General features: G+C 46.9%; 18 protein-coding genes and 1 pseudogene. 17 read left to right on the top strand and 2 right to left on the bottom strand.

Annotated features, from left to right (window positions below; genetic code table 11):
• Positions 1 to 6: 6 nt before the first annotated feature.
• From prmC to CWE13_RS03320, 5 genes are all read left to right on the top strand, one after another.
• Positions 7 to 855, top strand: coding sequence for a peptide chain release factor N(5)-glutamine methyltransferase (prmC, locus tag CWE13_RS03340; protein ID WP_126805913.1), 849 nt, complete (start codon positions 7 to 9; stop codon positions 853 to 855).
• A gap of 85 nt (positions 856 to 940) precedes the next feature.
• Positions 941 to 2,437, top strand: coding sequence for a DUF3369 domain-containing protein (locus CWE13_RS03335; protein ID WP_126805912.1), 1,497 nt, complete (start codon positions 941 to 943; stop codon positions 2,435 to 2,437).
• 13 nt (positions 2,438 to 2,450) lie between these two features.
• Positions 2,451 to 3,317 (top strand): 3-deoxy-8-phosphooctulonate synthase, encoded by an 867-nt coding sequence (gene kdsA, locus CWE13_RS03330; RefSeq protein WP_241973618.1) that lies wholly within the window; start codon positions 2,451 to 2,453, stop codon positions 3,315 to 3,317.
• A gap of 102 nt (positions 3,318 to 3,419) precedes the next feature.
• Entirely contained in the window at positions 3,420 to 4,067 is a 648-nt protein-coding gene (locus CWE13_RS03325) for a TetR/AcrR family transcriptional regulator (protein WP_126805911.1), read from the top strand.
• Between the two features lie 50 nt (positions 4,068 to 4,117).
• Positions 4,118 to 6,430: an acyl-CoA dehydrogenase gene (locus tag CWE13_RS03320; RefSeq protein WP_126805910.1), complete on the top strand. Its 2,313-nt coding sequence runs from the start codon at positions 4,118 to 4,120 to the stop codon at positions 6,428 to 6,430.
• A 75-nt stretch (positions 6,431 to 6,505) separates the two neighbouring features.
• Here CWE13_RS03320 and CWE13_RS03315 read toward each other — a convergent pair whose 3' ends face one another.
• Entirely contained in the window at positions 6,506 to 7,867 is a 1,362-nt protein-coding gene (locus CWE13_RS03315; protein ID WP_126805909.1) for a S41 family peptidase, read from the bottom strand.
• A 285-nt stretch (positions 7,868 to 8,152) separates the two neighbouring features.
• Between CWE13_RS03315 and nagZ the strand changes: the two genes are divergently transcribed.
• Entirely contained in the window at positions 8,153 to 9,157 is a 1,005-nt protein-coding gene (gene nagZ, locus CWE13_RS03310; RefSeq protein ID WP_126805908.1) for a beta-N-acetylhexosaminidase, read from the top strand.
• 12 nt (positions 9,158 to 9,169) lie between these two features.
• On the opposite strand, the gene queC is transcribed toward nagZ, so the two are convergent.
• Complete coding sequence (gene queC / locus CWE13_RS03305; RefSeq protein ID WP_126805907.1) at positions 9,170 to 9,865, bottom strand: 7-cyano-7-deazaguanine synthase QueC; 696 nt, start codon at positions 9,863 to 9,865, stop codon at positions 9,170 to 9,172.
• Between the two features lie 114 nt (positions 9,866 to 9,979).
• Here queC and queE point away from each other — a divergent pair, with 114 nt between their 5' ends.
• The 11 genes and pseudogenes from queE (at position 9,980) to CWE13_RS03255 (ending at position 18,627) form a co-directional block, all read left to right on the top strand.
• Positions 9,980 to 10,651, top strand: a complete 672-nt coding sequence (gene queE, locus CWE13_RS03300) for a 7-carboxy-7-deazaguanine synthase QueE (RefSeq protein ID WP_126805906.1) — start codon at positions 9,980 to 9,982, stop codon at positions 10,649 to 10,651.
• Between the two features lie 106 nt (positions 10,652 to 10,757).
• Positions 10,758 to 11,105 carry a pilus assembly protein gene (locus tag CWE13_RS03295; RefSeq protein ID WP_338024803.1) on the top strand — a complete coding sequence of 116 codons (348 nt, stop codon included), beginning with the start codon at positions 10,758 to 10,760 and terminating at the stop codon, positions 11,103 to 11,105.
• Positions 11,077 to 12,327 carry a hypothetical protein gene (locus CWE13_RS03290; protein ID WP_126805905.1) on the top strand — a complete coding sequence of 417 codons (1,251 nt, stop codon included), beginning with the start codon at positions 11,077 to 11,079 and terminating at the stop codon, positions 12,325 to 12,327. Before CWE13_RS03295 ends, CWE13_RS03290 begins: the two co-directional genes overlap by 29 nt.
• The gene (locus tag CWE13_RS03285; RefSeq protein ID WP_126805904.1) at positions 12,324 to 12,995 is read left to right on the top strand and encodes a hypothetical protein; all 672 of its coding nucleotides are present in this window, start codon (positions 12,324 to 12,326) and stop codon (positions 12,993 to 12,995) included. The genes CWE13_RS03290 and CWE13_RS03285 overlap by 4 nt, the downstream gene beginning before the upstream one ends.
• A complete protein-coding gene (locus tag CWE13_RS03280) occupies positions 12,989 to 13,588 on the top strand; it encodes a hypothetical protein (RefSeq protein WP_126805903.1) in 600 nt (199 codons plus the stop codon). Before CWE13_RS03285 ends, CWE13_RS03280 begins: the two co-directional genes overlap by 7 nt.
• 24 nt (positions 13,589 to 13,612) lie before the next feature.
• A complete protein-coding gene (cpaB, locus tag CWE13_RS03275; RefSeq protein ID WP_126805902.1) occupies positions 13,613 to 14,461 on the top strand; it encodes a Flp pilus assembly protein CpaB in 849 nt (282 codons plus the stop codon).
• Positions 14,461 to 14,766: pseudogene (locus CWE13_RS12745) on the top strand (pilus assembly protein N-terminal domain-containing protein); the annotation flags it as partial. The gene cpaB and the pseudogene CWE13_RS12745, both read left to right, overlap by 1 nt.
• A gap of 198 nt (positions 14,767 to 14,964) precedes the next feature.
• Positions 14,965 to 15,807 carry a type II and III secretion system protein family protein gene (locus CWE13_RS12740; protein WP_420837034.1) on the top strand — a complete coding sequence of 281 codons (843 nt, stop codon included), beginning with the start codon at positions 14,965 to 14,967 and terminating at the stop codon, positions 15,805 to 15,807.
• 3 nt (positions 15,808 to 15,810) lie between these two features.
• Positions 15,811 to 17,088, top strand: a complete 1,278-nt coding sequence (locus CWE13_RS03265) for a TadA family conjugal transfer-associated ATPase (protein WP_126805900.1) — start codon at positions 15,811 to 15,813, stop codon at positions 17,086 to 17,088.
• Between the two features lie 64 nt (positions 17,089 to 17,152).
• The gene (locus CWE13_RS03260; protein WP_126805899.1) at positions 17,153 to 18,007 is read left to right on the top strand and encodes a type II secretion system F family protein; all 855 of its coding nucleotides are present in this window, start codon (positions 17,153 to 17,155) and stop codon (positions 18,005 to 18,007) included.
• Complete coding sequence (locus CWE13_RS03255) at positions 18,004 to 18,627, top strand: type II secretion system F family protein (protein ID WP_126805898.1); 624 nt, start codon at positions 18,004 to 18,006, stop codon at positions 18,625 to 18,627. Before CWE13_RS03260 ends, CWE13_RS03255 begins: the two co-directional genes overlap by 4 nt.
• The last annotated feature ends 18 nt before the right edge of the window (positions 18,628 to 18,645 follow it).

The raw sequence follows: 18,645 nt of genomic DNA, 5'->3' as shown, positions 1-18,645 counted from the left end.
ACGATCATGATCGAACCTCGGAACATTGCAGATACGCTGCGTTTAGCTATTGAACGATTGCAGGAAAGTGGTAGTGAAACACCGGAATTAGATGCCCAAGTGTTATTAAAAACCGTGCTGCAATGTGAGCGTAGTTATTTTTATACTTGGCCCGAGCGTGTAATAGAGCAAGTTGACGCAGAAGCTTTCGAAGCATTTCTACAAATGCGCGAGAAGGGCATACCGATTGCACACATTCTAGGCAACCGCGAATTTTGGTCGTTGGATTTGCACGTTAACGCGACAACACTTATTCCGCGTCCGGATACCGAAATACTTGTAGAAACCGCCTTAGAGTTAACGACTAAATTGTCAGCCAATGTGCTGGAACTCGGTACCGGAACTGGGGCGATTGCTTTGGCGCTTGCAAGTGAACGTGGAAATTGGAAAATCACGGCGGTAGATGTGGTGCCGGAGGCGGTTCAACTTGCAAAACAAAATGTATTGCGTCATGAAATGACGCACGTTACAGTGATGCTAAGTTCTTGGTTTACTAACATTTCTGCACAAGAGTTTGATCTAATTGTGAGTAATCCACCCTATATAGATGCAGACGATATCCATTTGCAGCAAGGCGATGTGCGCTTTGAGCCACACAGTGCTTTGGTTGCAGGTGAGCGTGGATTGGCAGATTTACGGCATATCATACGTGAATCTGTGGCTTACTTAGCAACTGGTGGGTGGCTTATCGTGGAACATGGCGCGGATCAAGCAGTGGCCGTGCAGAGCATATTTACAGAACATCACTATAATCAAATACACACCCGACAAGATTATGCTAACTTGGATAGGGTGACATGCGGGCGCCGAGGCTGAGCGGATCTTCAGCAAATTCCGGCGCTAGCTTTTTCAGGCCAAGCTAACTTCAGTATAGGCCCAGAAAGAAAGGACATAGACGCATATGAGTGACCGTTATTTATTTGCTGACGAACCTGTAGAAACGCCAGAAGCTCTCAATGAACGTTGGAAAATATTGATCGTTGATGATGAGCCCGAAGTTCATGCGGTTACTCGCTTGGCCCTCAGTGATTTTCAATTTTTAGGCCGAGGCTTAGAGTTCTATAGTGCTGAATCGGGAGAGGCGGGCTGTGCTCTCATGCGTGAGCATCCAGACGCGGCTATTATTCTGCTTGATGTCGTAATGGAAACGGATGATGCGGGCTTAAAAGTTGCGCGGTATATTCGTGAAGAGCTTGATAATCACTTTATCCGAATTATTTTGCGTACAGGTCAACCTGGGCAGGCACCTGAGCGTACGGTAATCATTAATTACGATATCAATGATTACAAATCAAAAACCGAACTTACCGCGCAGAAATTGTTTACTGCGGTAATGTCGAGCCTACGTTCTTATCGCGATATTATGTCGATCGAGCATAGCCGCCGAGGCCTCGAGAAAATCCTGCAATCATCTACTGACCTATTCTCGGAACAATCTATTGATAATTTCGTGGACGGCTTAGTGCAACAATTAAGCTGGCTTATCGGCGGTGCACGGCAAGTGTTGTATGCGGAAGTTGACCCGGATCATAATCCAGGGCAATTTACGGTACGCGCCGCCTTTGGTGAAGAAGCCGACATAATGGTTGGCCGCCCGATCAAGGCAGGGCTGCCAATTGAGGCGTTGCGCGAACTTGAGCAAGTTGTGCGCACGCGTAAACCGTTTTTTAGTGATGATATCGCCATCGTATATTCGCTCAGTGGTGCAAGGCCTCTAGGAGGCTTGTTATGCCTTAGCGGATTAGCCCGTAAATTGAATGCGCAAGAGCGGGATTTGCTAAAACTTTTTTCTGAGCAGATTCAGTTAGCGTTGAATAACGTGTTACGGGAATTAGACTCTAATCAATTTTTAGCGCAACTGAGTGAACGGCTCATGGTGTTAGAAAAGGATTCGCTATTTCAAGCTGGTAGCGCCCAACACCCAGCATCGCAAGCCAGCGCAATTCTTACGGATGTTTTAGGTCTGCCTAGTGAAGCGCAAGAGAACACGGCACTTGCCAGCACTTTAATGGCTATAATTTCGACAATTTGTGAAGTGACTTTAGAACACGAAGATGTAGAAGTTCGTGTGTGTTTTGAACGCATACATCGCATATCGCGAGGATTACAAGAACATTCAAATGACGCGGTTAAATTGCTACTGGCGAGCATTGATAAGCGCTTTGAACGTTATGATGGCAAAGGTTTTCCGGGCCTTGTGCAAGGTGATGAATTACCACTTACAACACAAATTATTAGCTTATTTAGCGTGGTATACGCAGAAATGGGCGCAGGCAACAGTGCTGAGCAAACATTGAAAAAGCTAGTTGCCGAGCCGGAAGGCCGGTTTTCTCCGAAATTAATGGATGCCTTGCGGAACCATTTTGCGGTGATAGCCGCTTGTTTTAATTCAAAGTAAAGAGAGTCAATGAATGTCTAAGCCGTTAAGTGTGAGCTCAGTTCATGTTGCTGGAATCGAAGTAGGCAACCAGCTGCCATTCGTGTTATTTGGTGGCATGAATGTATTGGAAAGCCGTGATTTGGCGATGCGCATTGCAGAGCACTATGTTGAAGTAACCACCCGGTTACAAATACCTTATGTGTTTAAAGCATCATTTGATAAAGCAAACCGCTCATCGATTCATTCATTTCGTGGGCCAGGCTTAGATAAGGGGCTGGAAATTCTCGCGGAAGTAAAAGCGCAGTTTAATGTGCCAATTATTACTGATATTCATGAGCCTCACCAAGCGGCGCCGGTTGCTGAAGTAGCGGATGTATTGCAGTTGCCAGCATTTTTAGCTCGGCAAACTGATTTGGTGGTGGCGATGGCGGCAACAGGTGCGGTGATTAATGTGAAGAAACCGCAGTTTTTGGCCCCACCTGAAATGCGCCACATCATGACCAAGTTCTCGGAAGCTGGAAACGACAAAATTATGCTCTGTGAGCGGGGGAGCTCGTTCGGCTATAACAACTTAGTGGTTGATATGCTGGGTATGGACGATATGAAGCCTATGGCGCCAGTGATTTTTGATGCAACTCATGCTTTGCAGCGTCCGGGAGGCCGAGCAGATTCTGCTGATGGCCGTAGAGCACAAGCGGCGCAATTGGCGCGTGCAGGAATGGCGTTGGGCATAGCCGGTTTGTTTATTGAAGCCCACCCAGATCCAAATAAAGCGTTATGCGATGGGCCTTGCGCTTTGCCGTTAGCAAAACTGGAAGCGTACTTGCAACAAATGCGCGATGTTGATCAATTGGTTAAATCATTTGCCCCGCTCGATACTTCCGCAAACAATCTGTAATACAAAAGCCTTCGCACTGAATTAGTGTGAAGGCTTGCTGATAGTGCCATTGTGCTGTAGATTTAACCTTAATTAAACGGTCGTTTTAAATAAGGGGCAGTTATGGCGAAAGCCCTACGCACTCAAGATAAGATTATTGTTGCCGCGGAAAAGTTATTTTCCGAACACGGATTTGAACAAACGTCGTTACGACAAATAACGAGCGAAGCTGAGGTTAATTTAGCCTCGGTGAACTATCATTTCGGCTCCAAAAAAGCACTCATTCAAGCGGTAATGGCACGCTATCAAAGCGTATTCATGCCCGCTCTCGCCGAGCAGCTTTATCAACTACAGAAGAATCCCGAACAGGTATCCACCGAAGATGTGTTGGCATGTGTAATGCAGCCGATGATTGCATTACGGCAAGTTAGAGTTGATGGGCCGGTGATTTACTTACGTTTGTTGGGTTATGCATACAGCGAAATTCAGGGGCATTTGCGTAAATTCACAATGACCAATTATGGCGAAATTGTGCATGAATTTTTTCAATTGATACAGCAAGCTAATCCCAATGTATGCCCGAAAACGCTGTTTTGGCGATTACACTTTAGCCTCGGGGCTATGCTGTTCGCGCAAACATCAAGCCAAGCGCTACGCGAAATTGCAGCAGCCGATTTTGGTGAAGAAACGCAAGCAGAAGAAACTTTACTTAAATTATTGCCTTTTGTGGCGGCTGGTATCTCTGCTGCGGAACCAGATGTTGAAAGTTAAGCTATGTTTATAAGAGCACGAATTTACGATACGGGCGTTAAGGAGTTGTCATGTCCATTATTTTGATTTTATTACTTATTATTGCGGTGATTTTGGGTGTTCCCGATATCCGCCGTAAGCTTATTTCGAAGCCTGCGTTCAAGTTTTTTAAACGCGTGCTACCGCCGATGTCGAACACGGAGCGTGAAGCTATGGAAGCCGGCGATGTATGGTGGGATGGCGAATTATTCTCTGGGCAGCCGGATTGGTTTTCGTTATTAAAAACTAAGGTGCCAACCTTCACTGCTGAAGAACAAGCCTTCATTGATGGGCCCTTAGAAGAACTGTTGGCGGCGCTCGATGACTTTGATATCAATGCTCATCAGCGCGATCTGCCAGAAGAGGTGTGGGCATTAATTAAGAAACACCGCTTCTTCGCCATGATTATTGGTAAGGAGTACGGCGGTTTAGATTTTTCCGCCGCGGCGAATTCACATATCGTTTCTCGTATTGCTACGCGTTCACTAACCGCTGCCGTTACCATTATGGTTCCTAACTCTCTAGGGCCAGGCGAGCTACTTACCCATTATGGCACCATGGAGCAAAAACAATATTGGCTACCTGGTTTAGCCAAGGGCGATGAAATTCCATGCTTTGCACTTACCGGGCCTGAAGCAGGCTCTGATGCGGGCAGCATTCCGGATACAGGCGTTATTTGCAAGGGCGAGTTTAATGGCGAAGAAGTGGTAGGTATTCGTCTGAATTGGAGCAAACGGTATATTACCTTGGCACCGGTAGCTACGGTGCTGGGCTTGGCGTTTAAGCTTTATGATCCTGAGCATTTGCTTGGTGACAAGGAGGAGTTAGGGATTACTTGCGCTCTTATTCCGACTAAACATGAAGGTGTTGAAATTGGCGATCGCCATTATCCGTTAACGCAAGCGTTCATGAACGGAACCACCTACGGCAAAGACGTGTTTATCCCTATCGATTGGATTATTGGTGGCCAAAAATATGCCGGGAAAGGTTGGCAAATGTTGATGGAATGCTTATCTGCGGGCCGTGGCATCTCGTTGCCGGCATTGGCTACGGCAACAGGCCACAACGCGCAACGCTTTACCGGGGCGTACGCTTTTGTGCGTCATCAATTCGGCTTGCCAATTGGTAAGTTTGAGGGTGTACAAGAAGCGATGGGCCGCATCGGTGGCTTAAACTACAGCATAGAATCTATGCGGCGGTTAACGGTAACCGCTCTATGTGAGGGTTACAGCCCCTCTGTTATCACAGCAATGACAAAGTACCACATGACGGAGATGGGGCGGCAGGTGATGAATGACGCCCTCGATGTGCATGCGGGGAAGGGCATCCAAATGGGGCCATTAAATTACTTGGCTTCTACTTATATGGGAACGCCAATTTCTATTACGGTAGAAGGCGCGAATATTCTTACGCGGAATTTGATGATATTCGGTCAGGGAGCCACGCGCTGCCATCCTTATGTTTTGGCGGAGATGGAAGCGGCAGCGAATGAAGATGAAGATGCAGGGTTACGTGCATTTGATCATCTTTTGATTAAACACATCGGTTTTGCTGCTGGGAATACGTTTAGTGCTTTCTGGCATGGGTTAACGGGCGCACGTTTTGCAAATGCGCCGGTGAGCGGTGAAACCACCAAATATTATCAGCAACTATCACGCATGAGCAGAGGCCTTGCGCTTTGCGCCGATGTATCGATGCTTACGATGGGCGGCGATTTGAAGCGTAAGGAAATGATTTCAGCTCGTTTGGGCGATGTATTAAGCCACTTGTATATGGCCTCAGCAGTGCTTAAGCGCTTTGAAGATGATGGCCGTCAGGTAGCGGATCTACCCTTTGTACATTATGCTCTGGCCAACCACTTACATGCCATTGGTGTGGCGTTTTCCGGGTTTTTCCAAAACTTCCCAAATGGCTTCGTGGGCGGATTATTGAAATTCCTAGTGTTCCCATTTGGTATTCGTTACCAAAAACCAGATGATAGCTATGCACAAGCAATAGCAGACGCCATGATGCAGCCTGGCGTTGCTCGTGAGCGCCACACATTCTTGAGTTATTGGAAAGACGACGCTGAGGATGTAACCGGCCACATGGAACTTGCGTTTGTACGTATGCATGAACTGCAAGACGTGTATAAGCGAGTACAAAAAGCGCAGAAGAAAGGTACCATCAGTAGTAATTTACTCGGTGCCGAGCTTGCCGAGGCAGCACTGGCCAATGATGTGTTAAACGCTGAAGAAGCAGAACAATTCGGCGAATGTGAAGTGCTGCGGATGCGCGCTATAGCTGTAGATAGTTTTGCAAACGATGAAATGAAAGAAGGCAAATTTAACGCGAAGCCAATTTAATTCGATAGGAATATTTATCGGAAATAAAAAAACCGGCACTCAGTGCCGGTTTTTTTATGTTCAGGAAACGCGATTTTAAAACTCTTTGCGCCACTTGGTTAAGATTGGATCTTCAGTAAGTGGTTCCCGCTCAGCTTCTATACTCCGCAATGAACCTACAGCTCCTGCTGCGCTGCATTGCCCGTTAGTAAGATGATAGGCAGCTTCTGCCAGCATTGGATCTGCTGGGTCACCCCAATCACCAACGATAAGATCGCTTGCACTACAAGTAACTGGAAGACCATCGAAGTAATCACCAGCGCCTTCGGCGTTTACAGTTTGGAAAGTAATAGCATACACAATTTTATCGCAAATCTGATCTGGCTGCTGGCCCACGGGTTTGCCGCAAGTAGGTGATCCAATGGTTACCACTTCTACAAACGGGCTGAGTGAATTAATAACCAGTTCCGAGGATGAACAACTAGCACTGGTGGTAAGTACGTACACCCGATCAAGGTTTAAGCGCTCTATGCCAGGGCCTAAATCAAAAAGGTAATCTTCATCTTCGTAATTTTCGTTATATTGGAAGGTTAAAAATATTTCATTCTCAACATTATTCCAAGCCGCTTGCGATGAAAGTTGATTGGCTACGCGAACGAGCCCGCCACTGTTGTAACGTAAATCGATTATGAGCTCATCAACACCGATTAACTGATCGTAAGCGTTATTTAAATCTGTTTCTGAACGATTCACAAAGCTATCAAATACGAAATATCCTACATCTTTGTTATCAATTTCAAATCGTTCGGTAGCCATTATTGTATTCGCTTCAACCGTTCCTTTGCGCAAGGTTTCCGTAAACAAGCTACCGTCTGGTTTACGGAAGGTTATGCTGCGCTCTACACCCTCGCTATTTTCACCAAATATATCAACCCATGTAGCTTGGCCACTGGCAATGCGGTTATACCAAGTTTCCATAGATACGCCATCCACCTCGATAATTACATCGCCGCGGCGCATTCCCACCTCATGAGCAGCTGAATCTTGGTATACATATCGAAGTTCGATTAAGCCTAAATCGGTTCTATCACGAAGGCCAAAACCAAAGCCAAAGAATTCTGCATCAACAAAACGTGCCTGATACTCTTCTTCGGTCATAATAAAAGAGAAGTTGTCTTGAGGCGCAACAATGGCATCAAGCATGGCGTAAATAGAATCATAATTCGCAGGATTAACGTTCGCGTTCATATCCTCTTTCCAGAGGTAACGATCGTTCATGAAGTTTAACAATTGCTGATTCTGACCAGTGGTAGAACATTGCGCGTTATCAATGAGCGGTGGTTCACCGGTAAATACGTCTTCACTGCCACAGGCAGTAAGGAACAGTGGAATAGTAGCAGCCCATAATATGTTACGGCTGAACGGCGAGCGTTTGCGGTTTAATTTGCTGGCACACATAATTTCTCTCTACTTCAAGTAGCTGGCTTCGGCCACACAAGCCAAAATTCGCAGCTAAACAGTGTTTTAGATTACTGATTTGGCATCATATTCCCTATATTTCTAGCATAGTTATATTTTTGTTAATTTGGAATGCTTTCCATGAAATCATTCACCGAGTTTTACACTTCGAGTGTTTTCCTTGCTATTTACCCGTTAATTATCTGTTTAGGGAGCAGAAATTCGATATACAATACGGTATCGTCATTACTTGATACTCACCTTTAAAACAGGAAAATGCGTTTTATGTCTGGATTAATTCTCGATTTCTCAGGTACCCATTTAACCGAGCAAGATCGGGAGCTGTTGGCGCATCCAGCAGTTGCTGGCGTTATTCTTTTTACCCGAAATTATGAAAACCCAGAACAATTAGCTGAGCTTACTGCCGATATAAGAGATACGGCGAAACGCGACATTCTGATCACCGTAGACCACGAAGGTGGCCGTGTGCAGCGCTTCCGGCCGGGATTTTCTGCCATTCCAGCCATGGGCCATATTCAAGAAATCGCAAAAACCGAAGCACAGCAAGCTGCGCTGGCACGGGAAATGGGCTGGTTAATGGCGAGTGAGTTGTTAGCCTGTGGGGTAGACCATAGTTTCGCACCGGTTTTAGATATCCATGGCCCGAGCCAAGTCATTGGCGATCGCGCATTCGCAGATAATCCTAGTGCTATCGTTTGGTTAGCGAACGCGTTTATTCGTGGTATGCATGAAGCGGGTATGCGGGCAACAGGTAAACATTTTCCAGGGCACGGTACCGTGGTTGCTGATTCACATGTTGATATTCCGGTAGATGATCGCTCGCTTGCTGATATTCTTGAACATGATGGCTCGGTGTTCGCACAATTAGCGCAGAATATTCAAGCGGTTATGCCAGCACATGTCATTTATCCGCAAGTAGCGCCAGAGCCTGCAGGGTTTTCAGAGTTTTGGTTGCAAACCGTATTACGTGATCGATTTGAATTCCAAGGCGTGATTATTAGCGATGATTTGCTGATGGCTGGCGCAACCGTAGCAGGAACAGTGCAAGAACGTGCAGAAAAAGCGATTGCCGCTGGTTGTGATCTATTACTGGTTTGCAATGATCAAAGTGCCGCACGCGCGGTTTTGGCTGATGTAACATTTCCAGAACCCAGCCGCGATTCGATTAAGATTCTGCAAGGCAAAAGCCACTTCGGTACCCTTGACGATGTAAAAGGCAGCCAACGTTGGAAAAATGCGCAGAAGTTGCTGGAAATGTTTTTAGCTTAATCCGTAATGATTTTAGACTTCGTAGTTGATCGGATCGGTTAATCCGTGCGCAGCAAAAGCAGCTAAGCGTTCACGGCACGCACTGCATTTGCCGCAGGCACGTTCGCGGCCGTTGTAACATGTCCAAGTATTCGCGTAATCGAGATTCATGCGCATACCATCGGCTAGAATATCGCCTTTACTGCTGTGTAAATAAGGTGAGCGCACTGGAATCGCTTTGTAGTTCGCCAGTTGGCTCACCGTGTTCATTGCTTCGACGAATTCCGGGCGACAATCAGGATAGATATCATGATCGCCGGCGTGGGCGCCGTAGTAAACTTCATCCGCGTTAATTGAAACGGCATAACCAATGGCGAGCGAAAGCAAGATCATATTGCGGTTCGGTACCACGGTAGATTGCATGTTTGCTTCTGCATATTCGGCATCTGGTACATCAATGTCTGACGTAAGCGACGAGCCAGCGAGAAGTGAGTTTATCGCACGAATATCAACGATTTTATGCGGAATTCCCAGCTTTTCACATACATTGGCAGCATAATCGAGTTCTTTGCTGTGACGTTGACCATAGTTGAATGAAAGTGCGTGTACATTAAAACCATCAACAATAGCGCGATTTAATACGGTGAAAGAATCCATACCGCCAGAATAAATGACCACGGCAATGTTGCTCGCGGTTGGCTGTTCATTGTTCGCTGCTGGTTGCTTCATGATGTTTCCAAACTCCAATCACTATTTCGTTTGTGGTTTTGCTATAATGCGCCTAATGCAATGATCTTACCTTAATCTCCGCTGATACAGAAGCAACACAGGAAGCCCAATTCAATGCTATACCCGGTAAATGAGCTGTTCGAAACAATCCAAGGTGAAGGTTTATACACTGGCGTGCCGGCGATATTTTTGCGTTTGCAAGGTTGCCCAGTAGGTTGCCCTTGGTGCGATACCCAGCATACATGGAGCAAAACAGCAGAAAATGCCGTTGATTTTGGCGAGGTTATTGCGAAAACTGGGCCGGATGAGCGCTATGGTGAATTATCCGCTGCAGCTATCTTAGAACAGATACAACATCTTGGATTCACGGCGAAGCATATTGTAATTACCGGCGGTGAGCCGTGTATGTATGATTTACGGCCGTTGGCTGAAGTATTTGAACCGCTTGGCTATCAACTGCAAATCGAAACTAGTGGCACATTTGAAGTGCTTACGAGTGACGCTACTTGGGTCACGGTATCGCCAAAGGTTGATATGCCCGGTGGTTACCCTGTGCTTGCTAGCGCAATGCAGCGAGCAAATGAATTAAAATATCCGATAGCAATGGAGAAACACATTGAAGCGTTTGATGCGTTGCTAGCGGAAAAACCTGCGAAAGCCAACGCAGTTATTTGTTTACAGCCCATAAGCCAACGCCCGCGGGCAACTGAACTGGCAATTAAAGTGTGCCGTGAACGTAATTGGCGCTTATCTGTTCAATTACATAAATATTTGGCAATAGAGTAAAAACACCCTAACTACTTTTCTGGTGCAATTCTTGTAGCTATGCTTCTTATATCTAAACAGCCTGTGTTGCTGAAGATAAGGAAGCATCATGCTCAAGGAGGGCACTATGTTCAAAGCCAATATCGTTTCAAAATCCCCATACCGGCATAATTTTTACTGCCAACAAACCCGTCAACTTGGGCGTAAAACGCTGCGTGTGCGCCGGCAACGAGGGCAAGGCATGACAGAATATATTGTTGTGCTCGCGTTAGTTGTGGTTGCTGCCATTGGTGTGTACTCGTTTTTCGGTAAGACTGTGCGTAATCAAATGGCGGGAGTTGCGCAAGAAATTTCAGGCCAATCAAGTACTACACAAGTTCGTGATGCGGGCACTGCCGCTGATAATGCAGCGGAACGTGCGAACCAAGATTACAGTTTAAGTAACTATGATGAAGCAACCAATTCTGGCGGCTAAGAAACGCTCAAAGGGAATTTACTTGGTGCTTGCGGCATTGGTAGTGGTGGGGCTTGCTTTTGCATTGTTGCAAATTGTAGCAGTGGCGCAACAGGCTCAGAAGCGAACCGAAATTGAGCAGGTGGCTCAGTATGCAGCGGAAGCACTCGGTACCATAGCAGCTCGCGATATGAACTTAAAAGCGATTAGCAACCGGGCGATGATAGCGAACGAAATGGCTATCGGCCAAATCATTGGCTTCCACACCTGGTATGAAATGACGCGCCAGACAAGCACGAATATCGCCATGGTGTCTGCTTGGATACCCTATGTGAATGGCGTAACGATGCATATTGCGCGCTTGTTGAACCAACTGCGGCAACCCATGCGCACCGGTATTACTAGCGCGATTGCGTTGCAACAAATGGTGATTCGAGGGCTTTCGGGATTCCAGTGGGCATTTCACCAGGCTGCTTGGCTTAGTAGCATTGCAACGGCAGTAGATATTGTTGAGGGGAGTGAGAAAGATCTAGAAATACGCTTCTTAAATCACCAAACCTTGCTAGATGCGGAGAATCTTTGGTTGCGCATGCAAACGTATAGCCGTAACCGAAATGATCAAAAAGATTACATACGAATGGTAAGTGATTCTCGCGATCCGTTTAGTCAGCGCAGAACATATCGTTGGGTTGATTTCCTTAATGCTGAGGTATACCGGGCGGGTGGTTCAGAAGTGAGCTTACACCGGAGTGGAAACGTGGTGTGGCAATCGTTAGATACGCATCAATTACATCTGGATCTGTGGGTTACCAACGCCTACCTGCCTTTGGGTGGTGGCGCCAGTTATCTAACGGAACCTTTACCTACGCGCCGGAATACACAAGGGTTTGGTGATAGTTACCAGCAAAACTGGACAACCTCGCGAGCAACAACCAGGCGAAGCTATAGGTTTCCGTTACAGCATCGTGCGCCTGCGTATTTTCGTTTGCAAGAAAATGGCAAGCCACCGCAGATTACGCTTGTTGTTCAAGAAAAAGTAGTTGCCGACGAGGACACGCAAACAGCAAGCGCGGGCCCGCTCTGGGGAGTAGGCCGGGTTGAATTGTATTTCCAGAGGCCAAAGCGATTTTGGCCGCGGTCCGATGAACAATTAGAGCAGGCAAATTTACATAATGCGTTATGGCAAGTTCGGCCAAAAAATATCACCGAAATTGAGCGTGAATTAATTGGAGCACAGTTATGAGCAGAGCTTATGGAAGAGCGTGTGGGCAAGCTTTAATCGAGCTTGCATTGTTAGTGAGTGTGTTAGGTGCGGTTTTGCTTTGGGCCATTCCTGAATTACATCAGCGATTGCAGCAACGTTACGCTGGGCAGCAATTGCTAGCCTTGCACCTGCAGCAATCGCCTTTGCGCGAACAAGTGGGATTAGAGCCCTGGGAGCTAGAACATTATCAAACGGAATTGGGGCTAAGCATCGGTGAAGGTTATACGTTAGAAACGAGTAAAACCGATGATTATTCCTTTGCTCAAGGTATGCAGCCTTTGTGGTCATTACTCGATTGGCAGGATGGCTTTTCTTTACCTTTGAAGAACCTGCATGCCGCAAGTCTAGTTGCTTCGGAGGATGACTCAGCATCCATGCCATGGTTAAGTTATTTGCGTTTAAGTGATGGGTGGGCGCCGAAGCATTTGCATGAGCTTATTGGTCGTCCGCAGGCGTTAACAACATCACACTACTTGCAGAAAATTGGCTTTGAGCATGTGCAATCTTTAGTTGCTGTTTTGCCGTTCGCCCGCGAATTTGCACCTTCGCAACTACGTTTAGGCTTTGTAGATGTCGATGTGGTTCCGAGTGGCGCAGTATCGGTGAATACAAATTCCTGTAGTTCTGGTGAGTACTGCTCATGGTGACCATGATCTTTGCCCACGCTCTTATGGTATCAATGGCCGATACCAATCCTGCGATGGCGCCTCGTTTTCTTGACGCTCAGCATGTGCTGTTAGAAGCGCGCAGTAAACTACAGTTCGCCAGCTATAACCTACATATTTGGCCGGCTAGATTACCTTATTCAAAGCTAAGGGAGTTATTACGCAACCTCGATGGATGTACTGTATTTCAAATAGAACAGCAGCAAACGAGTTGTATCGGTGCAGATTATATTGTGTCTACATACGCTTCCGACTCGCGTGTGCTTTGGTCGGAGGCCTACATTGAAGAGCAAGTTAGGGAAGAAACAGCGAGTTCGTTAACTCCGGTTTCAGTTTACCAAGCAACTGATCATAGCATTCATACTTGGGTTACTCGCGATAGCATACGAAGTATTTATCGACAGGCGTTAGATGATGCTCAAGCAAGTAATTGGCAAATCGTGCTGCATGATATTTATGCAGGAAGTTTTGTCCTTGCCAAAGAGAATAAAACGGAGAGCGTGTCGATTGCTGGCTGGCAACAAGACGACGGTAGGGTGTTTATTACCCGGCTTAGTAAAATGATAGATAGATAACCATCAACAGCAGAGGGAACTGCAGTGATTAAGGGAAAGCTACTAAAAGGGCTGTTATTGCCATTTCTGATCGGCGTGATTTGTTCAGTGGTTTCAGCGGTGTTGCTTTATCGTTACGTTCAAGAGGTTAAAGAAAGCCAGCAACTAACGCACGTTGAAAGCACCGCAGTTCGTGTTCCGGTTGTGGTATCTACACTGCCATTGAATGCGGGTATGCGTATCGATTCTGAATATTTGCGAGTTCGCGAACTTGATGAAGTGAGTTTGCCTAGCGATGTTATTCACCCAACTGATGCTGAGTTGCTCATTGGTGAAATAGTGCGCGCCGATTTGCAAACGCCAATTGCAGCTGGCAAACCAATTCAATGGCTACACCTGCAAGCTGATGCCAAGCTTGGCTTTGCTGATACGTTAACGCAAGGAATGGTTCCGTTTTCCATGTCAATAACGTCGTTACAACAGCATGCTGGCTTATTGCAGCCAGGCGATGTACTTGATCTCTACGCCGGAATACATGGAAACGCTAATCTCATTCTTGAACGCGTAGAAGTTTTGGCAACGGGGAACGTTACTAAAGCGGAATTTCAGTTGCAAAATCGGTCTCAAAAACCTGTGCAGCCTTCGCAACAAACGTCGGTTGCGGAGCGGAATCGAGCACGTAAGCACGATTATCAGCAGATTACCCTTGCCGTACCTCTCGATAAATACTTCATGCTCCGCCAACTTGCAGATAGTCAGGGGCTTTGGCCCATTTTACGAAAAGCGAATGATTCTTCGCGCTTAAGTAAGCTAAAAGGCGCCGCGGAAGTTGAAATTATCATACCGGGGCAATTCACAACCCTTCAGGGCCTGAGATCACGGGAGTTTCAATAATGCTAAGGGTATCGACTACACACCTCGCATTTGTGCTCCTGTTAATGGTGCGCTTACCTACGGCTCATGGTGAGGTGTTGAACGTTAAAGAAACAAAGCATAGTCGAGTGGTGGAAGATGTTGTTTTGGCCGAAGGCACAACAGATGTTATCAGCACGGCGCATGCGATAAGCCGAGTCGCTCTTGCAAAACCGGACGTTGCCGAAGCTCGGCTGATAAATGACCGCGAACTGATGATTATGGCGCTGCAAGCTGGCCAAACCGACGTTATTTGGTGGTTGGAGGATGGTAGCCGACAACGAATTCGTGTTCAGGTGTATACCGAACCGGAACCGGTTCTAAAAGCACTGTTAGCTGAGTTAGAAAATACCAGTGCAACCATTGAAGTACTCTGGCAGTTGGGAAAACCAATCGTCCTAGGGCAAGTGGATGATCTGGTGTTCGCTAAATTACAGCAGTTAAAGGAAGCGTTTCCGGTTCTCAATATTACCCAAGTGCAGGTCATGGCAACGGAGGTGGCCACGCTAGAGTTAGAAGTGAAAGTATATGAAATCAATCGGCGCTCATTACGACAACTTGGGTTGCGTTGGCAGCAGAGTATGGCTGGCCCGGCGTTAGGCGTTGTGAGCGATTGGCAAGGGGGCGCTAGGTTTCGAGCGATTGGCGAAGGCAGTATGAACGCGATTCCTGGGCAAGAATCGTTGTTAAGTGCGCTGCCGGCTGGCCAGTATGGATATGTGGGCTGGGCCAGCAGTTTTGCTAGCACGCTGCAAATGATGCAAGAGCGGGGTGAGGGTCGTGTGCTTGCCACCCCAAAACTCCGAGTGGAGAGTGGGCAAAGTGCTGAGTTTTTAGCTGGTGGCGAAATTCCTATTCCACAGATTACATTGCAGGGAGCAACTGAAGTGGATTTTAAAAACTATGGCATTTATCTGCGAGTTGAACCGGTGAAACTCGCTGATGGCCGTATTCGAACGCAAGTGGTCAGTGAATTGAGTCAGCCGGATCAAGGTGTAGCGGTTCAGGGTGTGCCCGGATTAAGAACGCGCCGAGCTGAAACTATGGTTACTGTTGCGGAGGGGGAAACCTTAGTGATCGCGGGGCTCGTTAGCCAAGAAAATAGTGAAATGCACTCAGGTTTACCTGGCGTTGGTAATGGACTCGGACGCCTATTATCGAATCGCGATCAGCAATCGCAAGAAACCGAGCTTGTGGTGTTTATAACGCCGCGTGATTTGCAGGCGCAAAATATTCGTAGTGAAAAGATACTCGCTGAACAGGAACAGTTATGGCGTGCATTCGCTGCCATCGGATGCACCGGCATGCGTGAGTTCACGGAGAACTAAAATATGAACTTTACCGATTTCGCTGAGCAAGAACAAAGCCGATATAACCGTTTGCTCGAGAACACTCTGAACTCCCTAAACATACATCATACCGATATCGATTTGCTATCCGATGCTGAATTGCGAGAGCTGGTTGCCAACGCGATTCGTTCTGAGCTGCAGCGCGAAGCGATAGAAATTCAAAGCGTGGATGAGGAAGCGCTCATACAGCGTGCTATTGATGATTTGGTCGGTTTAGGGCCGTTAGAAAGTTTGTTGCGCGATCCAGAGGTTACCGAAATTATGCTGAATCGCTTTAACCAACTGTTTGTGGAGCGCGGTGGTAGCCTCGAAGAAAGTAAATATCGTTTTCGCGATGAACAAGCGGTACGTCGGGTGATAGAACGAATTGTTACGCCTCTGGGTAGGCGTATCGATGATAGTGCGCCGATGGTAGACGCGCGATTAGCGAACGGCTCCCGCGTGAATGCGGTGATACCGCCGTTGGCGGTGGACGGTGCATGTTTAACGATTCGTAAGTTTGCGATTAACCGGCTAACCATGGCGGATTTGAAAACCTCGGGGAGTGTAAGTAACGCATTAGCTAAATTACTTGAAGCTGCGGTAACCAGCCGGCAAAACATGATTATTTGCGGAGGTACGGGCAGTGGAAAAACCACATTACTCAATATTCTTGCTGATTTTATTCCTGAACATGAACGTATTATTACGATTGAAGATGCTGCCGAGCTGCAACTTCAACACGCTAATTTAGTAAGGCTAGAGGCGCGCCCTGCGAATCAGGAGGGCGAAGGTTTGGTGAGTATTCGTCAGCTTGTAGTTAATGCGCTGCGTATGCGGCCAGATCGCATTGTTGTTGGGGAATGTAGGGCGGGAGAAAGCTTAGATATGTTACAGGCGATGAATACCGGACACGATGGATCGTTAACTACACTGCATGCGAATACTCCACGAGATGCTTTGCGGCGGTTGGAAACTATGGTGTTAATGGCAGGAATTGAAATACCCATGAGCGCAATTCGTCAACAAATCTTGGGTGCGGTTAAGCTCTTAGTGCAAATAACGCGATTGGCGAACGGTAAACGCGTCGTTACTAGTTTGGCGGAACTACAAGGGAGTGATGGCGATGTGTTGCAACTTGCGGAATTAGTTCGCTTTAACGTGAACACTCAAACCCACGAAGTTACCGGGCAAATTCCTAAATTTATCGAGCATCTAGCAACAAGTGAGCGCGAGCAAATACTAGCGCAATTGAATCAAGAGAGTGCTCTGATGTTCTGATGCATGTTTTATATAAGTTAATTAAGAAACACGGAAAGAAAACTCAACGTAAGTGAGCAAATATATGGACATATTTGTAGTGCTATTTTTTATTGGAATTAGCAGTGCAGCATTCTCTTATTTCTTGAGTATGGCGCTTTCTAAGGTGGCAGCTAGCTACCAAGATACTTATGAGCACCGGATGCAACAAAGCCTAACTGAGCTGTTTTTGTTCGTTCCTGTACGCCAATTGCTGGCTATTTGGTTAGTTGTTCTCCTCGCTACTTTCGTATTGCTTTGGCTGTTCGCAATAACGTGGATCTGGCTGCTTCTCATAATAACTGCGCTGATTATCGGGCCTTGGCGATTTTACCAATACCTGAAGCGTAAGCGATTAAAAACGTTTCAACGACAACTTCCAGACGCTCTATTGCTGTTGGCGAACATATTGCGCTCAGGTGGCAGTATGCAAGCAGGGCTTCAGTTTTTAGCGCGCGAAATGCCAGTGCCCTTGGCGCAAGAAATGACATTAGTTACCCGCCAGCTAAGGCTCGGTAAATCCTTCGCCGATGCATTATCGGACCTACAACAACGGGTTCCTTCGATTGAGCTCGATAGAACTGTGGTGGCGCTTAAGCTCGGTTATGAAACGGGTGGCCAGCAAGCGCCGTTATTGGAGCGATTGGCGGCAAGCATGCGTAAGAAGTTACAACTCCAGCAACGCATTTTAAGCCTGAGCGCACAAGGCAGAATTCAGGGGAGGGTGATGACGGCACTGCCTGTTTTTCTATGCATAGTGCTTTGGGGAATGGAAAAGCAAGTGATGCAACAGCTCAGTACCCAACATATTGGCTGGGCTTTAGCGGTGATAATGCTATGTATGCTCACGGCGGGTCATTGGTTGATTAATCGCATGCTAAAAATAGAGGTTCCGCTATGAATGAACCAACATTGCTGATCGCCATTTTTGCTCTTGGTTTTGGAACGTGCGTGGCGTTAATTTTGCGCGCTCGGGGAATGTTTAGCGCAAAAGCAGACCAATACTCGAGTTCAGTATCGAATGCATTACGCAAAATTTGGCTACTGCGTTCGAAGCAAGCATACCGGCAACAAGCACGCTATGCATTACCTGCGTTTATGGAAACCTTAGCCATGTTGTTATCGGCGGGATACCCATTACAAAGTGCATTACAACGCATCGTGAGCACGGCGAATGGCGTTGGCAATCCGCTGATGCTTGAGATGCGCGAGTTATTGCGCCGCACTCGCACCGGTGAAACGCTGTCTGAAAGCCTTAAAAAGCTAAAACTAGCGCTTCCAGGGCCGGAAATGGCTATGTTTGTAAGTTTATTAGTTCAAGCAAATCAGCATGGAGGTCGACTTGCTGATTTATTAAATTACCAAGCTGAAGTTCGGCGTCAGCAAGTAGCCGAAGAGATAGAAACCCGTGCTCAAGAAGCACCGGTTCGTTTGTTGCTACCGTTGGTTGTATTCGTTTTTCCGGCAACGATGTTGCCTTTCATCGGTGTGATCATCGGTAAATTAATGTGGCCAACATAATGTATCGAGAGCAAGGAG

The sequence above is a fragment of the Aliidiomarina shirensis genome (genome assembly GCF_003987345.1).
GTDB classification, from domain to species: Bacteria; Pseudomonadota; Gammaproteobacteria; order Enterobacterales; family Alteromonadaceae; genus Aliidiomarina; species Aliidiomarina shirensis.
Note: the sequence above shows the minus strand (reverse complement) of the source record. Positions and strands in the feature narration are given on the sequence as shown.

What these genes read in the sequence shown, in the direction of transcription:
- prmC (WP_126805913.1), top strand. Translation starts at nt 7, where the DNA reads ATGATCGAACCTCGGAACATTGCAGATACGCTGCGTTTAGCTATTGAA.
- CWE13_RS03335 (WP_126805912.1), top strand. Translation starts at nt 941, where the DNA reads ATGAGTGACCGTTATTTATTTGCTGACGAACCTGTAGAAACGCCAGAA.
- kdsA (WP_241973618.1), top strand. Translation starts at nt 2,451, where the DNA reads ATGTCTAAGCCGTTAAGTGTGAGCTCAGTTCATGTTGCTGGAATCGAA.
- CWE13_RS03325 (WP_126805911.1), top strand. Translation starts at nt 3,420, where the DNA reads ATGGCGAAAGCCCTACGCACTCAAGATAAGATTATTGTTGCCGCGGAA.
- CWE13_RS03320 (WP_126805910.1), top strand. Translation starts at nt 4,118, where the DNA reads ATGTCCATTATTTTGATTTTATTACTTATTATTGCGGTGATTTTGGGT.
- CWE13_RS03315 (WP_126805909.1), bottom strand. Translation starts at nt 7,867, where the DNA reads ATGTGTGCCAGCAAATTAAACCGCAAACGCTCGCCGTTCAGCCGTAAC.
- nagZ (WP_126805908.1), top strand. Translation starts at nt 8,153, where the DNA reads ATGTCTGGATTAATTCTCGATTTCTCAGGTACCCATTTAACCGAGCAA.
- queC (WP_126805907.1), bottom strand. Translation starts at nt 9,865, where the DNA reads ATGAAGCAACCAGCAGCGAACAATGAACAGCCAACCGCGAGCAACATT.
- queE (WP_126805906.1), top strand. Translation starts at nt 9,980, where the DNA reads ATGCTATACCCGGTAAATGAGCTGTTCGAAACAATCCAAGGTGAAGGT.
- CWE13_RS03295 (WP_338024803.1), top strand. Translation starts at nt 10,758, where the DNA reads ATGTTCAAAGCCAATATCGTTTCAAAATCCCCATACCGGCATAATTTT.
- CWE13_RS03290 (WP_126805905.1), top strand. Translation starts at nt 11,077, where the DNA reads ATGATGAAGCAACCAATTCTGGCGGCTAAGAAACGCTCAAAGGGAATT.
- CWE13_RS03285 (WP_126805904.1), top strand. Translation starts at nt 12,324, where the DNA reads ATGAGCAGAGCTTATGGAAGAGCGTGTGGGCAAGCTTTAATCGAGCTT.
- CWE13_RS03280 (WP_126805903.1), top strand. Translation starts at nt 12,989, where the DNA reads ATGGTGACCATGATCTTTGCCCACGCTCTTATGGTATCAATGGCCGAT.
- CWE13_RS12740 (WP_420837034.1), top strand. Translation starts at nt 14,965, where the DNA reads ATGGCAACGGAGGTGGCCACGCTAGAGTTAGAAGTGAAAGTATATGAA.
- CWE13_RS03265 (WP_126805900.1), top strand. Translation starts at nt 15,811, where the DNA reads ATGAACTTTACCGATTTCGCTGAGCAAGAACAAAGCCGATATAACCGT.
- CWE13_RS03260 (WP_126805899.1), top strand. Translation starts at nt 17,153, where the DNA reads ATGGACATATTTGTAGTGCTATTTTTTATTGGAATTAGCAGTGCAGCA.
- CWE13_RS03255 (WP_126805898.1), top strand. Translation starts at nt 18,004, where the DNA reads ATGAATGAACCAACATTGCTGATCGCCATTTTTGCTCTTGGTTTTGGA.